General features: G+C 41.2%; 23 protein-coding genes. 4 read left to right on the forward strand and 19 right to left on the reverse strand.

Annotated features, from left to right (window positions below):
• Window positions 1-42: 42 nt before the first annotated feature.
• The 7 genes from parC to nudF all read right to left on the reverse strand — a co-directional run bounded on the left by parC (window position 43) and on the right by nudF (window position 8,109).
• Window positions 43-2,337 carry a DNA topoisomerase IV subunit A gene (gene parC / locus H5123_RS00725; RefSeq protein WP_124018298.1) on the reverse strand — a complete coding sequence of 765 codons (2,295 nt, stop codon included), beginning with the start codon at window positions 2,335-2,337 and terminating at the stop codon, window positions 43-45.
• Complete coding sequence (locus tag H5123_RS00730; RefSeq protein ID WP_235781984.1) at window positions 2,337-3,374, reverse strand: sorbosone dehydrogenase family protein; 1,038 nt, start codon at window positions 3,372-3,374, stop codon at window positions 2,337-2,339. The genes parC and H5123_RS00730 overlap by 1 nt, the downstream gene beginning before the upstream one ends.
• Before the next feature lie 162 nt (window positions 3,375-3,536).
• Window positions 3,537-5,423: a DNA topoisomerase IV subunit B gene (gene parE / locus H5123_RS00735; RefSeq protein ID WP_124018297.1), complete on the reverse strand. Its 1,887-nt coding sequence runs from the start codon at window positions 5,421-5,423 to the stop codon at window positions 3,537-3,539.
• Between the two features lie 70 nt (window positions 5,424-5,493).
• A complete protein-coding gene (locus H5123_RS00740) occupies window positions 5,494-6,066 on the reverse strand; it encodes a YqiA/YcfP family alpha/beta fold hydrolase (protein ID WP_182696707.1) in 573 nt (190 codons plus the stop codon).
• Between the two features lie 65 nt (window positions 6,067-6,131).
• On the reverse strand, window positions 6,132-6,971 hold the full coding sequence (cpdA, locus tag H5123_RS00745; protein WP_124018295.1) for a 3',5'-cyclic-AMP phosphodiesterase: 840 nt from the start codon (window positions 6,969-6,971) through the stop codon (window positions 6,132-6,134).
• Between the two features lie 35 nt (window positions 6,972-7,006).
• Window positions 7,007-7,444 carry a DUF1249 domain-containing protein gene (locus H5123_RS00750; protein WP_124018294.1) on the reverse strand — a complete coding sequence of 146 codons (438 nt, stop codon included), beginning with the start codon at window positions 7,442-7,444 and terminating at the stop codon, window positions 7,007-7,009.
• A gap of 38 nt (window positions 7,445-7,482) precedes the next feature.
• The gene (gene nudF, locus H5123_RS00755) at window positions 7,483-8,109 is read right to left on the reverse strand and encodes an ADP-ribose diphosphatase (protein WP_124018293.1); all 627 of its coding nucleotides are present in this window, start codon (window positions 8,107-8,109) and stop codon (window positions 7,483-7,485) included.
• Between the two features lie 468 nt (window positions 8,110-8,577).
• Between nudF and tolC the strand changes: the two genes are divergently transcribed.
• The gene (gene tolC, locus H5123_RS00760) at window positions 8,578-9,873 is read left to right on the forward strand and encodes an outer membrane channel protein TolC (RefSeq protein ID WP_124018292.1); all 1,296 of its coding nucleotides are present in this window, start codon (window positions 8,578-8,580) and stop codon (window positions 9,871-9,873) included.
• 107 nt (window positions 9,874-9,980) lie between these two features.
• Here the strand turns inward: tolC and H5123_RS00765 are convergent, their stop codons facing one another.
• Genes H5123_RS00765 through H5123_RS00775 form a run of 3 tightly spaced genes read right to left on the reverse strand, consistent with a single transcriptional unit; the run spans window position 9,981 to window position 12,190 of the window.
• Window positions 9,981-10,715 (reverse strand): TIGR04219 family outer membrane beta-barrel protein, encoded by a 735-nt coding sequence (locus tag H5123_RS00765; RefSeq protein WP_124018291.1) that lies wholly within the window; start codon window positions 10,713-10,715, stop codon window positions 9,981-9,983.
• 2 nt (window positions 10,716-10,717) lie between these two features.
• Complete coding sequence (locus H5123_RS00770; RefSeq protein ID WP_124018290.1) at window positions 10,718-11,689, reverse strand: DUF2333 family protein; 972 nt, start codon at window positions 11,687-11,689, stop codon at window positions 10,718-10,720.
• Between the two features lie 12 nt (window positions 11,690-11,701).
• Window positions 11,702-12,190, reverse strand: a complete 489-nt coding sequence (locus H5123_RS00775) for a copper chaperone PCu(A)C (RefSeq protein WP_182696708.1) — start codon at window positions 12,188-12,190, stop codon at window positions 11,702-11,704.
• 35 nt (window positions 12,191-12,225) lie between these two features.
• Here H5123_RS00775 and H5123_RS00780 point away from each other — a divergent pair, with 35 nt between their 5' ends.
• A complete protein-coding gene (locus H5123_RS00780; protein ID WP_182696709.1) occupies window positions 12,226-12,963 on the forward strand; it encodes an enoyl-CoA hydratase-related protein in 738 nt (245 codons plus the stop codon).
• Between the two features lie 67 nt (window positions 12,964-13,030).
• On the opposite strand, the gene H5123_RS00785 is transcribed toward H5123_RS00780, so the two are convergent.
• The 7 genes from H5123_RS00785 to H5123_RS00810 form a co-directional block, all read right to left on the reverse strand.
• Window positions 13,031-13,231 carry a PspC domain-containing protein gene (locus H5123_RS00785; protein WP_182696710.1) on the reverse strand — a complete coding sequence of 67 codons (201 nt, stop codon included), beginning with the start codon at window positions 13,229-13,231 and terminating at the stop codon, window positions 13,031-13,033.
• Window positions 13,232-13,283: 52 nt separating this feature from the next.
• Window positions 13,284-13,415 carry a hypothetical protein gene (locus tag H5123_RS20535; protein ID WP_259395234.1) on the reverse strand — a complete coding sequence of 44 codons (132 nt, stop codon included), beginning with the start codon at window positions 13,413-13,415 and terminating at the stop codon, window positions 13,284-13,286.
• Complete coding sequence (locus H5123_RS00790; protein ID WP_124018286.1) at window positions 13,415-13,714, reverse strand: hypothetical protein; 300 nt, start codon at window positions 13,712-13,714, stop codon at window positions 13,415-13,417. The genes H5123_RS20535 and H5123_RS00790 overlap by 1 nt, the downstream gene beginning before the upstream one ends.
• A gap of 534 nt (window positions 13,715-14,248) precedes the next feature.
• Window positions 14,249-15,292 carry a tRNA dihydrouridine(20/20a) synthase DusA gene (gene dusA, locus H5123_RS00795; protein ID WP_182696711.1) on the reverse strand — a complete coding sequence of 348 codons (1,044 nt, stop codon included), beginning with the start codon at window positions 15,290-15,292 and terminating at the stop codon, window positions 14,249-14,251.
• Window positions 15,293-15,739: 447 nt separating this feature from the next.
• Entirely contained in the window at window positions 15,740-16,249 is a 510-nt protein-coding gene (locus tag H5123_RS00800; RefSeq protein WP_182696712.1) for a hypothetical protein, read from the reverse strand.
• A 245-nt stretch (window positions 16,250-16,494) separates the two neighbouring features.
• Window positions 16,495-16,890 (reverse strand): cupin domain-containing protein, encoded by a 396-nt coding sequence (locus tag H5123_RS00805; protein ID WP_182696713.1) that lies wholly within the window; start codon window positions 16,888-16,890, stop codon window positions 16,495-16,497.
• 432 nt (window positions 16,891-17,322) lie between these two features.
• A complete protein-coding gene (locus H5123_RS00810; RefSeq protein WP_124015045.1) occupies window positions 17,323-17,781 on the reverse strand; it encodes an HPP family protein in 459 nt (152 codons plus the stop codon).
• Window positions 17,782-17,880: 99 nt separating this feature from the next.
• On the opposite strand from H5123_RS00810, the gene H5123_RS00815 reads away from it, so the two are divergent.
• A complete protein-coding gene (locus tag H5123_RS00815) occupies window positions 17,881-18,432 on the forward strand; it encodes a TetR/AcrR family transcriptional regulator (protein WP_182696714.1) in 552 nt (183 codons plus the stop codon).
• A gap of 165 nt (window positions 18,433-18,597) precedes the next feature.
• Here H5123_RS00815 and H5123_RS00820 read toward each other — a convergent pair whose 3' ends face one another.
• The gene (locus H5123_RS00820) at window positions 18,598-19,464 is read right to left on the reverse strand and encodes a PhzF family phenazine biosynthesis protein (protein ID WP_182696715.1); all 867 of its coding nucleotides are present in this window, start codon (window positions 19,462-19,464) and stop codon (window positions 18,598-18,600) included.
• Window positions 19,465-19,864: 400 nt separating this feature from the next.
• Here H5123_RS00820 and H5123_RS00825 point away from each other — a divergent pair, with 400 nt between their 5' ends.
• Window positions 19,865-20,332 (forward strand): chemotaxis protein CheX, encoded by a 468-nt coding sequence (locus H5123_RS00825; RefSeq protein WP_124015047.1) that lies wholly within the window; start codon window positions 19,865-19,867, stop codon window positions 20,330-20,332.
• Between the two features lie 101 nt (window positions 20,333-20,433).
• Here the strand turns inward: H5123_RS00825 and alr are convergent, their stop codons facing one another.
• Window positions 20,434-21,552, reverse strand: a complete 1,119-nt coding sequence (gene alr, locus H5123_RS00830) for an alanine racemase (protein ID WP_124015048.1) — start codon at window positions 21,550-21,552, stop codon at window positions 20,434-20,436.
• Window positions 21,553-21,642: the final 90 nt, after the last annotated feature.

Genomic DNA, 21,642 nt, shown 5'->3' on the forward strand with positions numbered 1-21,642 from the left:
ATTAACCGGGGAGCGGCTTAATGCTTTCATCCCCGATTAAGCTTATATGCCCAGATTATCGTCTTGAGCACTCTCGTCAAGCGGTCCCATCTCGACTTCAACACTGTCTACGCGCTGTAATCCTCGTGGTAATTTAGCCCCGCGACGGCCACGCTCACCACGATAATGCTCTAAATCACTTGGCTTCAAGGTTAGCTTGCGCTTACCAGCCCATAAGGTCACAGCCTTATCATGTGGTACTACATCAAGATGCAAGAGTAACTCTTCGCGATTTTTAGCACGATCGCTAGGAATACCAATAATTTTATTGCCTTTACCTTTTGATAACTGCGGTAAAGCATCCAAGCTAAACATCAGCATCCGACCTTCTGAGGTAATCGCTAACAAAGATTGATCGCCAGATTTATTAATTAACTTTGGCTGCATAACGCACGCATTTGATGGCAGGCTCAGCAGTGCCTTACCGGCCTTATTACGACTGACTAAATCTGGATAGGCACAAATAAAGCCGTAACCAGCGTCACTTGCTAATAAGAAAAATTGTTCATCCTCGCCCATCAATACATGCCGCATTGTCGCACTCGGTGCCATATTAAAGCGCGTCGTAATCGGCTCCCCTTGGCTACGGGCTGACGGCAACGTATGGCTGTCGGTAGCAAATGCGCGACCGGTAGAATCAATAAATACCGCCGCTTGATTACTCTTACCCATCACACTACACAGGTAACTGTCGCCAGACTTATACGATAATCCTTCTACATCGACATCATGGCCTTTAGCACAACGTACCCAGCCTTTATCAGACAAGACAACAGTGACTGACTCTGTTGGGGTTAACTCCTGTTCAGTTAGTGCTTTGGCATCAATACGCTCAATAATTGGTGAACGACGATTGTCACCATAAGTCTCACCATCTTGAACTAACTCTTTTTTCACTAAGGTTTTTAAACGACGATCTGAGCTTAGCAATAACTCTAACTTATCGCGTTCTGCTGCCAGTTCGTTTTGCTCTGCAGTGATTTTAAATTCTTCAAGCTTGGCTAAATGGCGTAACTTTAATTCTAAAATTGATTCGGCTTGTTTATCTGACAAGCTAAAGCGAGACATCAGCTCAGCTTTAGGCTCATCGTTAAAACGAATAATCTCGATCACTTCGTCAATGTTTAAAAACGCAATCATTAACGCTTCTAAAATGTGCAAGCGCGCTAACACTTTATCGAGACGATACTGTAAGCGGCGGGTAACTGTGGTGATACGGAACTCTAACCATTCCGTTAACAGCGTTTTTAACCCTTTCACTTTAGGACGGCCATCGAGCCCCAACACATTTAAGTTAACTCGGAAGCTTTTCTCCAGATCCGTAGTCGCAAATAAATGGGTCATTAACTGATCGCAGTCGACACGATTTGAACGCGGTACAATAATTAATCGCACTGGGTTTTCATGATCAGACTCATCACGTAAATCAGACACCATCGGCAACTTTTTCGCCTGCATTTGATTAGCGATTTGCTCTAAAATCTTGCCACTACTGGCTTGATGCGGCAATGAAGTAATGACAATCTCGCCCTGCTCTTCACTGTAAACCGCACGCGCTCTAATTGAACCACGGCCCGTATCATAAATCCGCTCAATATCCGCTCTAGGAGTGATAATTTCAGCTTCGGTTGGATAATCAGGACCAGGGACTAACTCCATTAACCGTGCTAATTCGGTTTTAGGGTTATCGATAAGCTCAATACAAGCTGCGACTAATTCGCGCACGTTGTGCGGCGGAATATCGGTTGCCATGCCCACAGCAATACCGGTAATACCATTTAATAATATATGCGGTAATCGAGCTGGTAAGGTTAATGGCTCTTTCATGGTGCCATCAAAGTTAGCCCCCCATTCGACAGTACCTTGACCTAACTCCGACAGTAATACTTCAGAAAACTTTGATAATCTGGCTTCGGTATAACGCATTGCAGCAAATGACTTAGGGTCATCTGGCGCGCCCCAGTTACCTTGACCATCAACCAATGGATATCGATACGAAAATGGCTGAGCCATTAACACCATTGCTTCGTAACACGCACTATCACCATGGGGATGATACTTACCTAAAACGTCACCCACAGTACGGGCTGATTTTTTGTGTTTAGATTGCGCTGATAATCCTAATTCACTCATCGCATAAATAATACGACGCTGTACAGGCTTGAGACCATCACCAATATGCGGCAAGGCGCGATCCATAATCACGTACATGGAATAATTTAAATAAGCCCCTTCAGTAAAGCGCCTCAGCGGCATCTGCTCTACACCATCAAGGCTTAATTCAATCGCATCACTCATTATTTCATTTCCTGTGATTGTTCGGGTGCGTTATAAAACAAGCGGTAAATATTACCTTTTAGATCATCTGAAATGTACATGGCACCATCGGGCGCATTAATTACATCAAATGGACGTGCCACCGGAAATTCTCCATCCAAAAAACTCACCACGGTTTCACGTTTACTGACTTTGCCATCTGTAATATCAAGCATCACAATTTGATAACCGACTTTACTTGACCGATTCCACGAACCATTTTCAGCAACAAACAGCTGATTACGATAGCGCGGAGGGAATTGCTTGCCGCGGTAAAAACTTAATCCGGTTGCCGCTACGTGAGCGGGTAATTCAAATACTGGCAAGGTGATATTTAAATTTTCCGGCTTGTCATAGGCGGGTTCAACTACATCTGAGCCATGTAAATAAGGAAAACCAAAATGGCTGCCTTTAACGTCTAAACGGTTTATCTCATCAGCGGGAAGATTATCACCCATCCAATCTCGACCTAAATCGGCAAACCATAATTTGTTGGTATCGGGTGACCAATCAAAACCAATAACACTGCGAAGACCAGAAGCAATTTGTTCACTGGCTCCGGTATCGACATTAATCGCCAAAATACTGCCAAAGGGTGAAGCGGCTTCACACACATTGCATGGCGAACCAATGGATATATATAAACGTCCATCGGGTCCAAAATGCATTGAGCGAGAATACTTTTTATCTAAGCTTGGCAAGTTCGCATACACTTCACGCGCACGGCTTGGACGGCGCAAACGGGATTCAATTTCTTCAAAGCGAATAATGCGATCGTCTTCTGTGACATATAGCGCACCATCATGAAAGGCTAACGCTTCCGGATAGTCCAAACCTCTGGCAATCAAATAACGTTTATCCACTTGGCCATTTTGGTCACTATCAACTAGAGCATACACTGTGCCACTTTTTTGCGAACCGACAAAAAGAGTACCTTCATCGCCGACAGTTAATTGTTTAATATCACCTAAATCAGAAGCATATAGACTTAAACCAAAGCCCTTAGTGACTGTGATCATTACCGATTGTGCCGCAGAGGCAGCAGTAGAAAATAGGGTGAAAAATAGCACCCCAATGAAGGCTAACCGCCCACTAAAATTGGAGTAAGAGCGTAATCTAATATAATGCATGTTAATTATCTTTCGCCTTATGTTATTTATTATTGGCATTAAGAAACACGACTAAAGTAACGCTAAGTCACCTTTAGTTTCTAACCAGCTCTTTCGATCAGGAGCACGCTTTTTAGCAAGTAACATGTCCATTAATGCCACGGTTTCATCCGCATCATCTATGGTTAATTGCACCAAGCGTCTAGTATTAGGATCCATCGTAGTTTCACGCAATTGCAACGGGTTCATTTCACCCAGACCTTTAAATCGAGTGACTTGTACTTTGCCTTTTTTATTCTCGGCAGCGATACGGTCTAAAATTGCTGTTTTTTCTTCCTCATCAAGGGCGTAAAAAACTTCTTTACCAATATCAATACGAAATAGCGGTGGCATTGCAATGTACACATGACCATTATCGACTAACACACGATAATGCTTTAAAAATAAAGCACACAATAAGGTGGCAATATGCAGTCCATCAGAGTCGGCATCCGCTAAAATACAAATTTTACCATAACGTAATTCTGAAATATCATCGCTGTCGGGATCGCAACCTATAGCAATCGAAATATTATGAACCTCTTGCGACGCTAACACTTGTCCAGAATCGACTTCCCAAGTATTTAATATCTTGCCTCTTAACGGCATGATAGCTTGAAATTCACGGTCTCGAGCTTGTTTAGCACTACCACCAGCAGAATCACCTTCTACAAGAAATAACTCACCTCGCATTGGGTCTTGACCACTGCAATCGGTTAACTTACCTGGGAGTGCTGGACCAGACGTGACCTTTTTACGTGCCACTTTCTTAGCCGCTTTCAAACGACGCAGAGCATTACCAATACACAATTCTGCTAGTTGTTCAGCTAACTCAGTATTGGAATTTAACCATAAAGAAAACGCATCTCTAGCGATACCCGCAACAAATGCAGAGCTTTGACGACTCGATAATTTCTCTTTAGTTTGCCCAGCAAATTGTGGGTCTTGCATTTTTATCGACAGGATAAATGCGGCACGATCCCAAATATCTTCGGGCGACAGCTTAATGCCTCGGGGCACAAGATTGCGAAACTCACAAAACTCGCGCATTGACTCAAGTAAACCTTGCCTAAAGCCATTGACATGGGTTCCGCCAAGTGGGGTAGGAATTAAGTTAACATAACTTTCACTTAAACTGTCGCCACCTTCTGGCAGCCAAGTAATGGCCCACTCAGCAGCCTCTAATTTACCTTTAAAACTGCCTACAAACGGCTCTTCAGGTAGCAAAATAGAGTCTTTAATCGCTTCTTTGAGGTAATCGGTTAGGCCACTTTCGTAGAACCATTCGTGCACTTCACCATTGTGTTTATTAGTGAACTTAATACGTAAACCGGGGCACAATACTGCTTTGGCTCTGAGTATATAAATTAACTTGCTGACCGAAAAATTAGGTGAATCAAAATAACTCACATCGGGCCAAAAATGGACTCGAGTACCAGTATTGCGTCGCCCACAAGTACCGGTTACAACAAGCTCTTCAACCTTAAAGCCATTTTCAAAGGCCATTTCATATATCTGTGCATCACGGCGAACGCTAATTTCAACTCGAGTGGATAAGGCGTTAACAACAGAAATACCCACCCCATGTAAACCACCCGAAAACTGGTAGTTTTTGTTGGAAAACTTACCACCTGCGTGCAACTTGGTCAGAATGAGTTCAACCCCAGGCATGCCTTCTTCAGGGTGAATATCCACCGGCATACCACGTCCATCGTCGGTCACTTCAAGGGAGTTATCGTTATGGAGTACAACTTCAATTTTAGTCGCGTGCCCCGCCAGAGCTTCATCAACACTGTTATCAATGACTTCTTGCCCGAGGTGATTAGGTCTAGAGGTGTCGGTATACATACCTGGACGGCGTTTTACCGGGTCAAGTCCATTAAGGACCTCAATAGCGTCAGAAGTATATTGGTTGCTCATAGTCCACACATTTGGAGTTAAATAGAGCCAAAGTTAGCTCAAATTGATCATTGTATGTAACGGTATTACGTTACAACTGAATAAATTTACATATTTTATCTAATTGTTGTTCATAGCCGACAAAACTGTGGTCGCCATCAGGCTCTAAATGTAATTCACTGCTATGGTACTTATGCAGTGCTTGTCGATAATCTAACACTTCGTCACCAGTTTGCAACAGCACCAGGAAACGATCGGGGTGACGGATCACGTGAGTATTATACAAGGCAACATCATCTTGATGCTGCGGTAACACCTGATAATGCTCATTGGTGTAGGGATTATATTGAGGCCCGATAAACTCTTCAAATAATTCGAACGGTTTTACCGCCGGATTAATCAATACCGCTCTGCCACCATAGGTTTCGGCCAAATAACTGGCAAAATAGCCACCTAACGACGAGCCAATAAAGCGCAACACCTGACCTTGCTGTTTAGCTTGCTCAGTGATGTTGCACAGTAACATCATTGCGGCTGTGGGTGATGACGGTAATTGTGGTTGCTGAAAATCGACTTGTGGATAATGTTGCTGAATATACAGTGCGGTTTGCATGGCCTTGTCTGACCGCGGGGAACTATTAAAACCATGTATATAGAGCAGCATATTCCCTCGCGAGACGGTTAATGAGTACTAAGCGCCTCCTATTTTACATAAGATGACGCAGTAAACTAGTATCCGCTGGCCTCATTGTCTGGCGCAAAACGATTACCAGGCACGCGATATACGTTAGTACGAATGCTACCATCGCCTGCCAACTCCAGCAAACGATAACCAGGTTGAAGATGATCTAAGGCGAAATAGGATGACAATGGCTTAAATTGTATACACGTTGATGGTGTCGCCATCAATGGAATATGGCCATGAGGCCCAAGATGAGTTCTATCGACTTGCTGATGAACATGTCCCCACAGAATGCCTTTTACCTGCGGGTAACGGCTTGTACGTTGCAAAAAGTCTGCTCCATTCATCATGCAATGCTGATCTAACCAGGCGCACTGCATTAAAATAGGATTATGATGCATCACTAACAGTACATGCTTATTCGGTTCAGCCTTGATAGCTGCGTCGATTAAGGCAAACTGCTGCTCGCCCATATAACCACCAGGCTTACCTGAAACAGTGGAGTCGAGCATAAGTATCAGCCAGTTGCCAATGATAATTCTTTGCTGACCAAACACTTTTTCACCTTGCATGCGCAAGCTCATTAAGCGAGGGTCATCATGATTACCAGGTAAATAATGGCAAGGCAGATCTAACATCTCAATCTTATGCACAAAATGCTGATAAGATTCAGGTGAATAATCTTGGCTAATATCACCCGTAGCCAATAAAAGATGGGCTGGATATTGAGTGGCGATAAAGGTATTTAACACGGCTTGAAGGCTTTGCGCCGTGTTAACGCCCAATAATTGACCTTCAGGATCAGCAAAAAGATGCGGATCAGTAACTTGTACTAATCGCACAGGCTCATTTTCAGCAACAGAATAATGCACTGCGTCTTTAAGCACAAAAGATTCCTAACATGGTAAAAAGAATAAAAAAGCTATGATTGGAAACTCACTCTCCTAGACCCAATCTTCAACAGCTCCTCAAGGAATGCATTCACTTGAAATTTTTCATCGCTATGATGCATATGTAGATTAGGATAATCATACACTGGCTTTAAACGATAAATCTGTTGGCTAGTTAACACTTCTGCTAATTGCGCATCATGATAGATACGAACAATGGCTTTTGGAGATTTAAAAAAATGTCCATTTGGTATCGGGCGCGAAATTTCGATTAACTGAGTATACTTAGTATTTTCAATAAGATTAATCGATAAAGTGCCAAACTCACCGTCAACCTGCCACGGCACATTGACGTTAATTTGTTCAGGTAACCACTTTAAAATATGTGCATAATTTCGACCACAGACTGCTAAAAAAGCACTGATGTTGGGTTGATATTTTTGCTTTTTTTTGAGGTTAAACTCTGCCACTCGATCGTTCCTATCTTGATCATTATCACGTTCAATAACTAAAGTGCCTGACGAATTCTTTGGTAGTTGAGCATCAACCATTGGATACCTAATACCGTCGAAGCATTGTCAATACGACCATTATTAACCCACTCATAAGCTTGTTCGCGACTGACAACATGGACTCGAATATCTTCATTTTCACACTCAAGACCGTGTATACCGCTAGCTTTGGTTGTATCAACATGCCCCCAGAACAAATGAAAACGCTCAGAAGTGCCACCAGGACTGACTAAATAACTGTTTATAGGTGTTAACCCTAATAAACTTAATCCGGCTTCTTCGGCTAATTCACGTTCAGCGACTTGTTCTGGTAATTCGCCAGGCTCAATCATACCTGCCACTAACTCAAGAAGCCAGATTGATTTAGTGGTTGCTAATGCAGGAACCCTAATTTGTTCAATCAGTACAATTTCATCACGAACAGGATCATATGGCAGTACCACCACCGCATGACCTCGTTCAAACACTTCACGGGTAACTTCACCGCTCCAACCACCTTTAAACAACTTATGTTTGAAGGTGTATTCGTCTAACTGAAAAAAACCTTTATACAATACTTTTTTAGATATAAGACTAAAACCTGACTCTGCGTCAAAGCTTGGGACCACGGGTTGCTCGAACATATTTATCCTTGCCTATCAAAACGTAAACAGTCTTATCATTTTGACAGTTTAAATTAACATAATTAATAACTAAGCATTTAAGCTTGCCTAAGCAAAAATAGGCCGAATTAAAATAAAATCTGTTACACTTCAAATTTGACTTGAAAATGAAAAAATCACTACTATTAAGTAGTACACAATTAGTCGTGAGCATAGTAGTGCACAATTATTAACTAGTGCACAATATGTCGATAATCAGCATATCGCGAACAACATATTGTGAACATTAATAATGAGCAATAAATCTCGATATTGAACCACGATATCTTTAGCAAATTATTGTACATAACCATAAAACAAGTCAGTTAACGCAGATTGCCGCGTTAAGGATGAATGATGTTAACTCATTCACTTAATGAAGGGCATGACCAAATTTATAAGTTACTTAACACCTCAGCATACCGAGGCATTGTCTAAAAAGGGCAGCAAATGAAATTCAAAATTGGTTCATTATACGCAGCATTAGCATTTGCTATCGCAGCACCAGCAGCACAAGCTGATGATTTACTTCAAATATATCAGCAAGCACTTACTAGCGACCCTATCGTTTTACAAGCCAAAGCACAGCGTGATGCGTTATACGAAACCATTCAAGAGAATCGTGCACCGTTATTACCAAAAATAAGTGCAAACGTTGGCTATGCTAAAGCGTGGAATGACCCTTTAGAAGACACCGACGGTTTAACCGGTGGTGTTAGTTTAACTCAAGTTATCTACGATCACAGTGCATGGGTTGGTTTAGACCTTGCTGAAATGGCAGCATCTCAAGCAGATTCTGCTTATGCATCAACATTACAATCACTCATTACCCGTGTCACGAAAGCGTATTTTGATGTTTTAACCGCTAAAGACAACTATGAATTCCAAGGTGCTGAGAAAGCGGCAATTGAACGTCAACTTGAGCAAACTAAACAACGCTTTGCCGTAGGTCTAACCGCCATTACCGATGTTCATGAAGCACAAGCACAGTATGACTTAGCTTCAGCATTGGAAATTCAAGCGCAAAACACCTTAGACAACAGCTATGAAGCATTACGTGAAATTACTGGTATAGATCACAAATCAATTAATATTCTTGATACTAGCCGTTTTTCAGCAGGTTCTCCTGCCCCAGCAGCATCTGCTGGTTGGTTAAAAATGGCTGAAACAAATAGCATCGATTTAATGACTCAGCGTATTGCTAAAGATATCGCCAACGAAACCATTAAATTGTACAAAGCGGGTCATATGCCGTCATTGAACTTAAATGCTGGTTACAACAAAGGTGTTGATCAAACGCCAGGCCCAGATTACGACAATGCTAATATTGGTGTGACCTTGAGCATTCCACTTTTCGAAGGTTTTAAAGTGACTTCGCAAGTGAAACAAGCTCAATTCAGATATGTTGAAGCTAGCGAGAAACTAGAACAAACTCATCGCAGCGTGACTAAAAACGTGCGTAATAACTTTAACAACGTTACCGCTTCTATCAGTTCAATTAAAGCGTATGAGCAATCTGTGATTTCGTCTGAAAGTGCACTGAAAGCGACTCAAGCGGGTTTTGAAGTCGGTACTCGTACAATTGTTGATGTACTGAACCGTACACGTGACTTATATGATTCAAAGCGCCAACTATCTCAAGCACGTTATGGTTATATTAACTCAATACTAGCCCTTAAACAGGCTGCTGGTACGTTGAACGAAGATGATGTTATCTCGATTAACAGCGGACTGATTGCTCAGTAGCCATTAACCGCACATAAAAAAACCGCCTATTGGCGGTTTTTTTATTGGCATAATATTGTTAATCAATTTTATGCTGATTCCCTAGTACGGTTTAACGCTATGCCGAATTAAAAAACTAATTCTACACCAGCAAATGCGCCACTAAACTGAGTATTTTGTGACACACCAGAGAAGTTATTCACATCAAAATTAAACTCGCGGTAACCAACACGAACAGAAGTATCAACAGCTAAACCGTCAAACTGCCATCCTAAACCAGCGCCGTAGTCATACACATTAGATTCATCTAAACCTAACATCACATCAGCAAAGCCAAATAAGCCTAAGCCAATCATACCGACTTGTGCACTGGCGTATCCCATTACAATACCACTGTCGATATTGACTTCTTCAGGGTGGCCAGCATCACTAATGCGTAATGAACCATTCATTAATTTATAGGCAGCGCCTAAATCAACAGACACTAAATCGTTATCAAGAATTTCGTAATACAACACAAAGTCAGTATTACTTAAGTCATTAGTAACAGATGTTGCACCAGTAAAATTGTGACCGTTAAAGTTAAAATCGGCATTGGCAATACCAGCGCTCGACTCAAGACGATTTTCACGAATTTTAACATTCGGCACAAACGGTAATGGATGCTCAACGGCAATCCACACGCTACCTTGTGATGAATCATCATTAAAGCTGTGAGCAACACCACTATCATCATTAAATGTGTTTGTGGTGTCAGCCTGCCAGTAATCAGCGCCTACTTTAAAACCCAATACAGTTGCCGCATGCGCCGATGACACACTTAATAGGCCCACTACTGCTGTGGCAAGAAGAGTCTTTTTCATCATTATCCTTGTGAGAGTAAGTTAGTTAAATCAATTACCGCGGCATTTGCACGCGAAATATAATTAGCCATCACCAACGAGTGATTAGCCACTAAACCAAAACCATTTCCATTAAGAACCAAAGGGCTCCAAACTGTTTGCTGAGTTGCTTCAAGTTCACGAATAATTTGACGTAAACTGACCTCAGCATTTTTCTTTTCTAATACGTCGGCAAAATCCACTTCAATGGCGCGCATAAAGTTCAATAATGCCCAAGCTGAACCACGACTTTCATAAAATACGTCATCAATTTTCCACCAACTGGTTTTAACTTCATTACTTGTTAAACCAGGAGTCGATTGACGAGCAGAGATATCACCTGCTAAATCAGTATTTAATCGCTCTTGACCCACACTGGCAGATAAATTTTGTGACATGCTGCCTAAGCGTTTCTGAACTTCTTTAAGCCATTCGTTCAAGTTGTCTGCACGGGCATAAAACTGGGCATTATTGTTATCTGCATCGCTGATTTTAGCGCGATAAAGTTTCAGCAATTTGATTGCATCACGATATTCACCTTCGGCACTAGGCACTAACCAGCTGGTGTTGTCGATGTTTAATTTCGAATGTGCCGCTAATAAATCACTATCTGCAGAAGACTGCGACTGTGAGCGACTAAACTCTTTACGCATTATAAGCGCTAAATCGCGCACTTGCTCTAATGCACCAAATTCAAATGCAGGCATATTATCCATCATTACCGACGGAGGCATAATATCATTAGATAGCCAACCACCTGGTTTATCCAGCAAGGTTTCCATGGTGGCAATTAATGACGTTGTTGTAGCATAGCCCACAATTAACTTGCCACTATCTGTTTGCTGCGATGCCGGTTTAATCGGATCTGGTTCAATACTCCACCATACACTGACAAAATAAAGTACTAAACCAATCACACCAACAACGGCTAAAATCTTATTCCTTGTTACTTGCATCAATATAACTCCTTAATGATGGTGATGATGTTCAACAGTCTCGTCATGTTGAGTCGCGGCTTGTTTAAGCACGGGAAGCTCAATCATAAGTTGCTGACCATCTTCAAAAATTAATTCTAAAGCCACATTATCATTTACGGCCAAAGGCGCAATTAACGACAACAACATCACATGGTCACCAGTAGGTTGCAAGGTTAACGCCCCGTGAGACGGTATGGTAAACCCTTCAACCTGGCGCATTTTAATCATGCCATCTTCTTTTAGAATTGTGTGTAACTGTGCCACTTTTGCCGCACTTGTCTTCACGCCAACAAGCTTAACATCGCTATTGTTGTGATTTTCTAAGGTAAAATAAGCAGCGGTGTTAGGCACACTCGCAGGCATGGCTCTAACATACCCATCAACTAACATTACGTTAGCTGTGGCTGCGAATGATATTGATGATAACACTAAAAAGTTAAACAGATGTTTGAATATTGCTTTCAATGTCTTAAACTCCATGCAATTCCACTCGCGTTCATTAAAGGAAACTACGAATGAATCATATTCAGGTAAGAGATGATCAAGGCGTACGTATCATCAGTTTTAATCGTCCAGAAAAGCGCAATGCCTTTAATCTAGAAATGTATCAGCAATTTACAGAATACCTGATCCAAGGTGAAGCAGACAATGATATTCGTGCCTTTATGTTTCATGGTACAGAAAACTGTTTTACCTCTGGTAATGATATCGTAGATTTCCTCCAAAGTGGCGCCTTAGATGATAATCATCCAACCGTTAAATTCTTGTTTTGTTTATTAGATCTTAAAAAACCTGTGGTCGCTGCGGTAACGGGGGCGGCGGTGGGAATTGGTACAACTTTGCTGCTGCATTGTGACTTAGTGTACGCCGATAATAATGCTAAATTTCAAATGCCTTTTGTTCATTTAGCCTTGGTACCAGAAGCCGCTTCGAGCATATTATTACCATTAATTGTTGGCCAACAAAAAGCAGCCGAACTCATTTTACTTGGCGAAGCCTTCGATGCACAAACTGCGGCGGATTTAAATATTATTAACCGCGTGGTGGCCCAAGACGAGCTGATTAGCTTCAGTTTAGCCCAGGCAAAAAAATTGGCCGCACTGCCACCCTTATCTATGCAAGCATCAAAACGGCTTTTACGTCATAACCAGGCTGAAGTTAAAGCCCAGATGAAATTAGAATTAGTTGAGTTTGCAGAGCGTCTACAAAGCGATGAAGCAAAACAGCGCTTCCAAGCTTTCTTAAAAAAATAAATCCATTGACACTATAATCTCTCTGCGGGGAAGTTAATATCCCCGCTTACCCAACACTGGGTAAGCCTTAAAATCGAGATATTTTTTGACTCATTACCACTGCAATCACAAAGTACGCTAACAAACTAATACTTGGGTTTGTTAATACTAATCCTATCGTTACGACTCGGGTCCAAAGTAATGACCAGCCATATTGTTTCGCTAACTTAGCCGAGACCCCACACACAATTCGGGTTTCATCTCGTAATCTATTGATTAAACGGTTCATATTATCCTCACGTATTGAACAAAGTTTATTGTTGTAAGCCATGACTTATCGGTTAAGCTTGGTCATTAATGCTTGGCCACAACAGCCAGCTGACTAACGTCGCACACAGTGCAAAACTGATAACTGGCAATAACAATAACGACATTAATGGCAGCACCAAGCCTATATTTATCAGCCAATCCATTACTTATTCTCAGCAGCAACAGTGGCACTAACTTTTGGCTGTTCAAAACTAGCAAACTCTAATGCCGAATTAATTTCATAAACTTGTTCAGCAATTTGGGTTTGTAACGACAGCATTAACTCTTGCTTCACATTTGAAATCATCTCCTGGCTTACTTGAGTCATATTTTGCTCTAGCACTGCAACCGTGTTAGAAATTGAAATTTCATCAGCTTGTGCCGAAGCACTGGCAGTGACAAGTAATGCTGCAGCAATTGATAATTGAACACTACGGCGAATCACGTTGGTTAAAGTAAACATAATGGCATCCTTTCTTGTGTTGGTTTGTTGCAACTAAACACCCGCTTAGTTGATTACACAATAGGTATTACAAACGCCGTGCCAACTTTTAAACATAGTCATAAGTATATAATTTTAAAAACAAATAAATTAATTATTATTTAATCAACTGAACTAAATCCGTGAGCAAAAAACCAACAGGTAGTAAAATTAACCAGATAGTTAGTAAAAATGACCACCGATATTTATTCGCCGTGATACACGCCATAACGTGTGGTAATAAATGTTCAGATATCTGCGAGGGTTACTGTGGCAACAATCCATTAATTAATGAGTAGTGGCCGCTTAAGGGTGAGAGGATTATTGAGAGTCATGCTAAAAATAGCACTAATAATCATCACCTTAAGTGAAGGGTTTATTGCCACGATGTTACTTAAAGGAACAAACCAAAAAGCGCCTAACAATAGGCGCTTTTTCTCTGATAATAGCAGTTTTCAACATGTACGTTTGGGCGTTTATTTCACCACATATTCTTGTGAAATAACCAAAGCGATATCAAATAGCTTGGTCACTGCTAAGGGCTTCAGCATCAACAAACTCAGCAGCGGTTAACACAACCCCAATATCAGCATTAGGTTTATGAGCATTCTCACTTAAATGACGACGCCAGCCACGGGAACCCGGTAACCCTTGGAATAAACCAATCATGTGACGGGTAATATGGTTTAAACGACCGCCCTGGGCTAAATGAGCCTCAATATACGGCAACATTTGCTCAATCACTTGCTGACGAGTAATCACTGGTGTATCGAGTCCACACAACTGCTGATCCACTTGCGCCAATATATAAGGATTTTGATAAGCTTCACGCCCCACCATCACTCCATCTAGCTGGGCTAAATGCAGCTTAGATTCTTCAAGGGTTTTAATGCCACCGTTAATGCTAATGTTTAAGTGTGGATAATCACGCTTTAACTGATAAACCCGTTCATAATCTAACGGCGGAATTTCACGGTTTTCTTTCGGGCTTAACCCTTGTAACCAGGCTTTACGCGCATGAATCGTAAATGCACTACAGCCTCGTGCGCTGACAATTTCAATAAAATCAGTTAAAAACTGATAACTGTCTTGCTCGTCAATTCCAATACGGGTTTTTACCGTGATCGGAATATCGGTGACTTGCTTCATGGCATCAACACATTGCGCAACTAACTCAGGCTCGGCCATTAAACACGCACCAAAGCGACCATTCTGCACTCTATCAGATGGACAGCCTACATTGAGGTTTACTTCATCATAACCGCGCTCAGCAGCTAACTTAGCACACGCTGCCAAATCTACCGCGTTAGAGCCCCCCAACTGTAATGCCACTGGATGCTCTTGCTCGTTATAAGCTAAATAGTCGCCCTTACCTTGTAATATGGCACCCGTGGTGATCATCTCGGTATACAGCAACGCCTTGCTCGACATTAAGCGGGCAAAGTAGCGATAGTGGCGATCAGTCCAATCCAGCATCGGCGCTATGGAAAAGGTGCGATCAAGCGTATCTGTTGGTATGACTAGCTTTGGCGTTGTATTCACTGAATTTTTTACACTCATAATTTGCGGTATTGATGCACGTTTTTAGATGCACTTAGTTAATCGGTTATGCACAAGGAGCCAGTAAGAAAGTTATAAATTAAGCAAATACAACTAGGCAGCCCTAAATAATGGCTAATTATATCATTAACCCGTCATTGAGTAACAAGTGTCTACGGATTTAGGTTTAGGAAAAGATAAAGGTGCGATCTAGCGTATACGTTAGTATGACTAGCTTTTTCGTTGTATTTAAAGAATTAACGGCTCTCACATTTTGAGTTTATTTTAGACGTTTTTAGACGCCAAGGAACCCTAATACATTGGAAAAATGGAAATGGAGAACCCGAAGTGATGACGTCTTATAGCATTCAAAAAAGTGACAAAGCTAATGGTGCAAGTAAGTATCGTTGCTTAATTCGCAAAAAAGCTACCTGTTAGTAGCAACGGTTATTGTTTAGTTTGTTTAGTTTATAATTGTTTTAATTCAGATCTAAGCGCAGATATTTGACGGTCTATGGATTCGACTTCTGTACTTCCCTGTTGCATCACAGCAGTCATTTCTTGCGCTAAACTTTGCTGCCAAGTTGCCCCTGCTAAATTATTATTAGCTCGCTTACCTGTTGTACGCAATTGCTCGATCTTGTCATCACGATCTTTGAACGCTTTTTTCCTTTCTTTTTCAAGGTTTCTAATTTCCCGTTCAATTTTTTGTTTACGTAAGTATTGAGCGATTTCAGCTTTTTTATCACGCGGATTAACACTAGTATCCTGCAGCCTTGCATCTGTAGTCTCGTTAGTTAGGTTTTCAGGATAACCTCTTGATGGTGCAACTACGCTACCTACATTACTTAAATCTAACGGTTCGCTTTGGTCGTCGCACGGGTCAGCTTGATATTTACCATCCGCACACTTATATACTTCTGCGGAAGCAGAAGCAGACACCATGATTAAAATAACGATTAATGATTTTCCATCCATAGAACACCTCTTATTTAGTTATTTTTATTGTACAACGGTATGATTTCTGAACAAAACTAAATTGAAATTTATGAAACCTAATCCAAAACAATAGTTTAAGGTTGCAAAAACAGAGAAAACGAAGGTTTATCTTCTTACCACTTTTTCAAGACGGCAGTTTTCACGATAGCACTTTTGCTTAACCAAATAGAAAAGCTCTCGCCTACGGGCACTTAACCCAGTCTCACGCGACCTATCTTTATTTGTTATATACCGTTTGGTTGCTCGATACTATGCTCAGTTGGTTGCGGTGTTATGGTCATGACTTTAACACCTTTTGGTGATTCAAAACGGTGCCAAACATCTTTGGGGATAACCAACATTTGCCCCGTCGATAAAAGGTTACGTTGCTCTACGTTACCATCCAAAAGGATTAATGTAGTTTCTCCGCCTAAAACCTGAACAAACTCATCACCTTTTGGATGCTTTTCCCACTCACTAAACCCAGAATAATGAGCGATATATACTCCACCATCGCTATACTCAGATAACAGTGCAAAAGCATTTTTTGCTTGTTCATTAGTGGTTTCTGGCGTTCTATCTTTGAGAAACTCAACTCGTGAAAATTGATCGTTTATGGTGATTGCTACAGATTTCGACACTTGCTTGATCCTTGTGCTACATAACGTTCTAGTATTTGTGTACTGCGCTGTTTGCAAAGCATAAATCACTTATTGGACTTAGCCATTGCCGAGTTCAGATTAGTTGGTACGCTTTATACTGTAGGAGTTTTGTTTTTTGAGCGCGGTCTCACGCTTACAAAGCAGGTTTGAATAGATTGATACTGACAAGTGTTTAAGTCTTTCATTGAAATCCCTTTTTTATTGCTGTGTTCCATCACACTGTTTTTAGTTTAGCTGATTCAATGAGGATAATACACTCAATTGAAGCTCCATTTAGCTCAGCGCAGCAGCTTAGTTCAACGCGGTAATGAGGTGTGAGCAACGCCAGCACCGAAACTATTACACCGTAAACATAAAACCCAGTCTTTAGCTGATAATGCCAAATGTTAGGAACCATTCTTAAATGCTTTATTAGCATTCTGGTTTAAAGTGGTAATCCTGAAGCTTTTGAAGCCCTTTACCCATCAAAACTATGACAACAGAACCGACTAATACAGGGGTAACCAAAAACAACCATCCTTGCCCTGAAAGCATAATTAGAATTGGATTTGCTCCAGCAGGTGGGTGGGTTGTTTTGCAAACCAACATACTGGTAACACCTAACCCCGTCGCTATTGCGACTGTAACCGGAGTTACGCCTATGTATTGGTAGAAAAACACTCCGATAAATGCCGTTATCAAATGTCCAAAAATAACATTTTTTGGCTGAGCCAATGGACTACTTGGCACACCAAATACAAGCACTGCAGTAGCTCCAAATGGAGCCATAATTAATACAGCATTATCCATGTTAGCTTCAATTAATGACAATAAACCAATGGTAAATGACGCCCCGATCCCAGCAATTACAGCTAACAAATAACGATTCATATAAACACCCAAAAAGTAGAACGACTTGTCTACCGGCAATTGTAGACAAGTCGTTCTACTTTTGTCAATATAAGGACAACTAGTTTTATGGAAATCATGATGAGCAAGAAACGTGAGCTACTGTTAAACACAGCGCTAGATCTTTTTTACCGACAAGGTATTAACTCAATTGGAATTAACGAAGTCATTAAGGTATCAGGAGTAGCTAAAAAAACTCTATACAATCACTTTAACGGCAAAGACGATTTGATCATGGCTGCGTTAAACCAAAGACATCAAATCTTCATGAACTGGCTAGAGCGTAAGCTAGGACAAACAACAAGCGACCATGAGTTAATCGATGTTCTATTCCAATCGTTACACAGTTGGTTTAGTGGAAATGAAGCTGAACTAGGTGGTTTTAGAGGATGCTTTTTCATCAATACGTCAGCAGAATTTAGTAACCCAGAAAGCGATATTTCTCGCTATTGCTGTTACCACAAAGAACAAGTACGCCAGCTTATTCAAAACAAACTAAACAATGCTTCACCGGATCTCATAAATGCTATCTGTTTACTTAAAGAAGGCGCCATCACGACTGCATATATGACAGGGAAAAGTGCTGAAATAGTCCAGAGTAGTGTAAATATTTTGCATCGCCTTGAGTGCTAACGGCTTATGTAAGGGACGTTTTGATAACCTCTGGCCGTTTAACACCATACCAAACAGCTCAAACTCTTTATCTGTGATTAATTTAATAAAGAGTACATCTCAAGTGTTTGGGCGGGTTTCACACTTGAGATAAGAACGCCACTTCGCGCGGCCTATCCTTATTTGTTAAACGAAGATTTGCTGCTGTCCAATCTCTTGAGCAAAACCACCGACCAACACCTTGAGAGTCGCTAATTCATTTGACTCAACTGAAGCTGTAATGATTGAAACACAGTTCATTGCCCTACCTTGCTCGAAAGTAAAGTCAGTCATATGTTCACTACTAAGGTATTTACTTAGGTAGCATGCTAATGCTCCGCTAGCACTCCCTGTAGCTGATTCCTCTGGTATGCCAAACAAAGGCGCAAAGTTACGACAACTCGCTGTCAGGCCGCTTTTTCCCTCGCACAATTCAAAAGCATGCAGACCAACTAAATCATGTTTTTTACAGAATTCACTGAGTAAATGTTCATTTACCTGGATTTTATCAAGATACCCAAATGGCACTGGAACCATAATATCAGGCAGGCCTGTTGAAATAACCTCGATTGGTAATTGAGTTGACGCTAACGTTTTCACGTCAATGCCAATTAACTCTGATATAGCCTCGTACCCAAAAACCCCAAGATATTTAGGTAGCTTTTGCTCCATCACTATTTGACCATTAGACGCTATTGTAACAGCAAGTAAACCGACTTTAGTCCTTTGGACATATCGCCCTGCGGTGATGATTCCTTTTTTATACATTATTGAGAATGCAGCTAAGGTAGCGTGCCCACAGAAGTCAACTTCACCCGTTATGGTAAAAAAAGACAAGCCAAAGTCGACTTCGTCATCTTGAGATACAAAAGCAGTTTCTGAATAACCAACAACCTGTGCTATTGCTAACTTTTGTTCGTTAGACAAATTATCTGCCTGCAATACTACGCCTGCAGGGTTTCCTCCGCTTCCATTGGCAGTAAAGGAATTAACCAAAAAAGCGTCAACTTTCATCAATCTCTATTTCTCCGTATTAAGCTGATTGAACGGCTCGAGCGATAAGTTAACCCGCTTAAGCTATTGATTTATCTCATCCTAGATTGACCATATTATTGATACAAAACGATTAAATTATCAACAAGATAGGCTTAAGAAATCAGTAATGTAAATACATTATCAATGTGTAAATCTCTCAATTTCAACTTAATATTTGTTTTTGCAACTGACGTCTCTTTCAATTTCATTTTTGTGTTCTAAGCTTGAAGCTGTATTCCATTTTGCTGATATAGTAAGCATTTATAAAAATCAGTAACTATGATGGTTTATCATGATAGGGTCGTGTAACGTGATGTTCTGTCTATTCTCTGCCTATGACCTATCGCCAATTTTTGAATCTAGAAGGATCGCTTAGCCTATGAACGTTGAATTCATTAACCCATTCCTTGTTTCTTTAATCAATGTTATCTCAACCATGGCAACTATTGAGTTAACGCCTGGTAAGCCACAATTGAAAAATCATGATATTGCAAAAGGTGACGTATCAGGCTTAATGGGCATGATAAGTCCTAAAACCCGCGGCTCACTGTCGATTACCTTCGAACAGTCATTAATTCTTGAAATAATGAACAATATGCTAGGGGAAAAACCAGAATCCATTAACGAGGACATAACCGATTTAGTCGGTGAAATAACCAATATGGTGACGGGTGGAGCTAAAAATTTATTAAGTGAAAAAGGGTATGATTTTGATATGGCCACTCCGGCCGTCGTCTCTGGCAAAAATCATACTATTTCCCACAAAGCCCGCGGCAAAAAAATTATGATGCCCTTTAGTCATAAGCACGGCAATGTGTTTATCGAAATTTGTTTTGAAGATGTATAAGCTTGTAAAGACGAATAATATTTCAGCTAAAATGGTGCCGCATAAACTAAAATGCCCAAGACGCAACAGCGTATTGGGCAAAACGCAGCATGGTTACGTTGCTAGTCAAGTAACTCAACCACTACCCGTGGGGTTAATTTAGTCACTAACTCATAAGCAATAGTGCCAATATGCTCAGCTACTTCCTCTACCGCGAGGGTTTTACCCCAAAGCTGCACGCTGTCACCGACTTTATCTTGCGCATCTGCGCCCAGATCTACCGTTAGCATATCCATCGATACTCGGCCAACAATTGGCACCCTGCGGCCATTAATCCACACCGGTGTACCTTCTGGCGCATTACGCGGATATCCATCACCGTAACCCATAGCCACCACACCTAAGCGGGTATCTTGTTTCGCGGTCCACACGGCACCGTAGCCCACGCTATCACCGGCTTTATGCTCACGAACAGCAATTAAATTAGACACCAGTTCCATAGCCGGAATCAGTTGATGGTTAATCCCTTTGTCGCCAACAACTGGAGATATACCATAAAGTGCGATGCCTGGTCTTATCCAATCTGCTTGGCTTAATGGCCAAAATAATGTTCCGGCTGAATTGGCTAAAGTACGATCGCCATCTAAGTGACTTGTCAGTTGTTCAAAGGCATCCATCTGCTTTTGAGTCAGCTGATTATCAGGTTCGTCTGCACAGGCAAAATGGGTCATCAAATGGATCGGTTTAGCCACTTGTGGGCAAGCCATTAAACGCTGATATATGCCGGAAAACTGCTCTAAACTAAAGCCGATACGATGCATACCGGTATCGATTTTTATCCATACGGTGACCGGATTATCGAGCTTAATGGTTTCAAGCATTTGCAGTTGTGATTCATGATGCACAACAGTGTCGATATTATGGGTGACCAACAACGGCAAGTCAGACTGGCGGAAAAAACCTTCTAATAATAGAAGCTTACCTTTTACGCCACCGTCTCTGAGCTCCAATGCTTCTTCCAGCCTTGCTAAACCAAAGCCATCGGCGCCGCCGTAATATTTACCTGCACTTTCTATAAAATTTAATATGCCAACACTTTCTGCAACGTTTAGCAGACCATGGCCGTAACCATTGGCTTTAACCACAGCCATAATTTTGCTATCTGGTGCAATAAGACGCAGTTGTGCTAGGTTACTTTGTAATGCGTAACGACTGATTTCTGCACGAGGAAAAGGTTTCAATAGATTGCCTTAATTAACAATAAATAATATGGCGCGGCTTGCTGCCTGTTAGGAGGTTTAATGCCATAAAGAACCCCTCACTAACAGAAA

The sequence above is a fragment of the Shewanella sp. SR43-4 genome, from assembly GCF_014163845.1.
GTDB lineage: Bacteria > Pseudomonadota > Gammaproteobacteria > Enterobacterales > Shewanellaceae > Shewanella > Shewanella vesiculosa.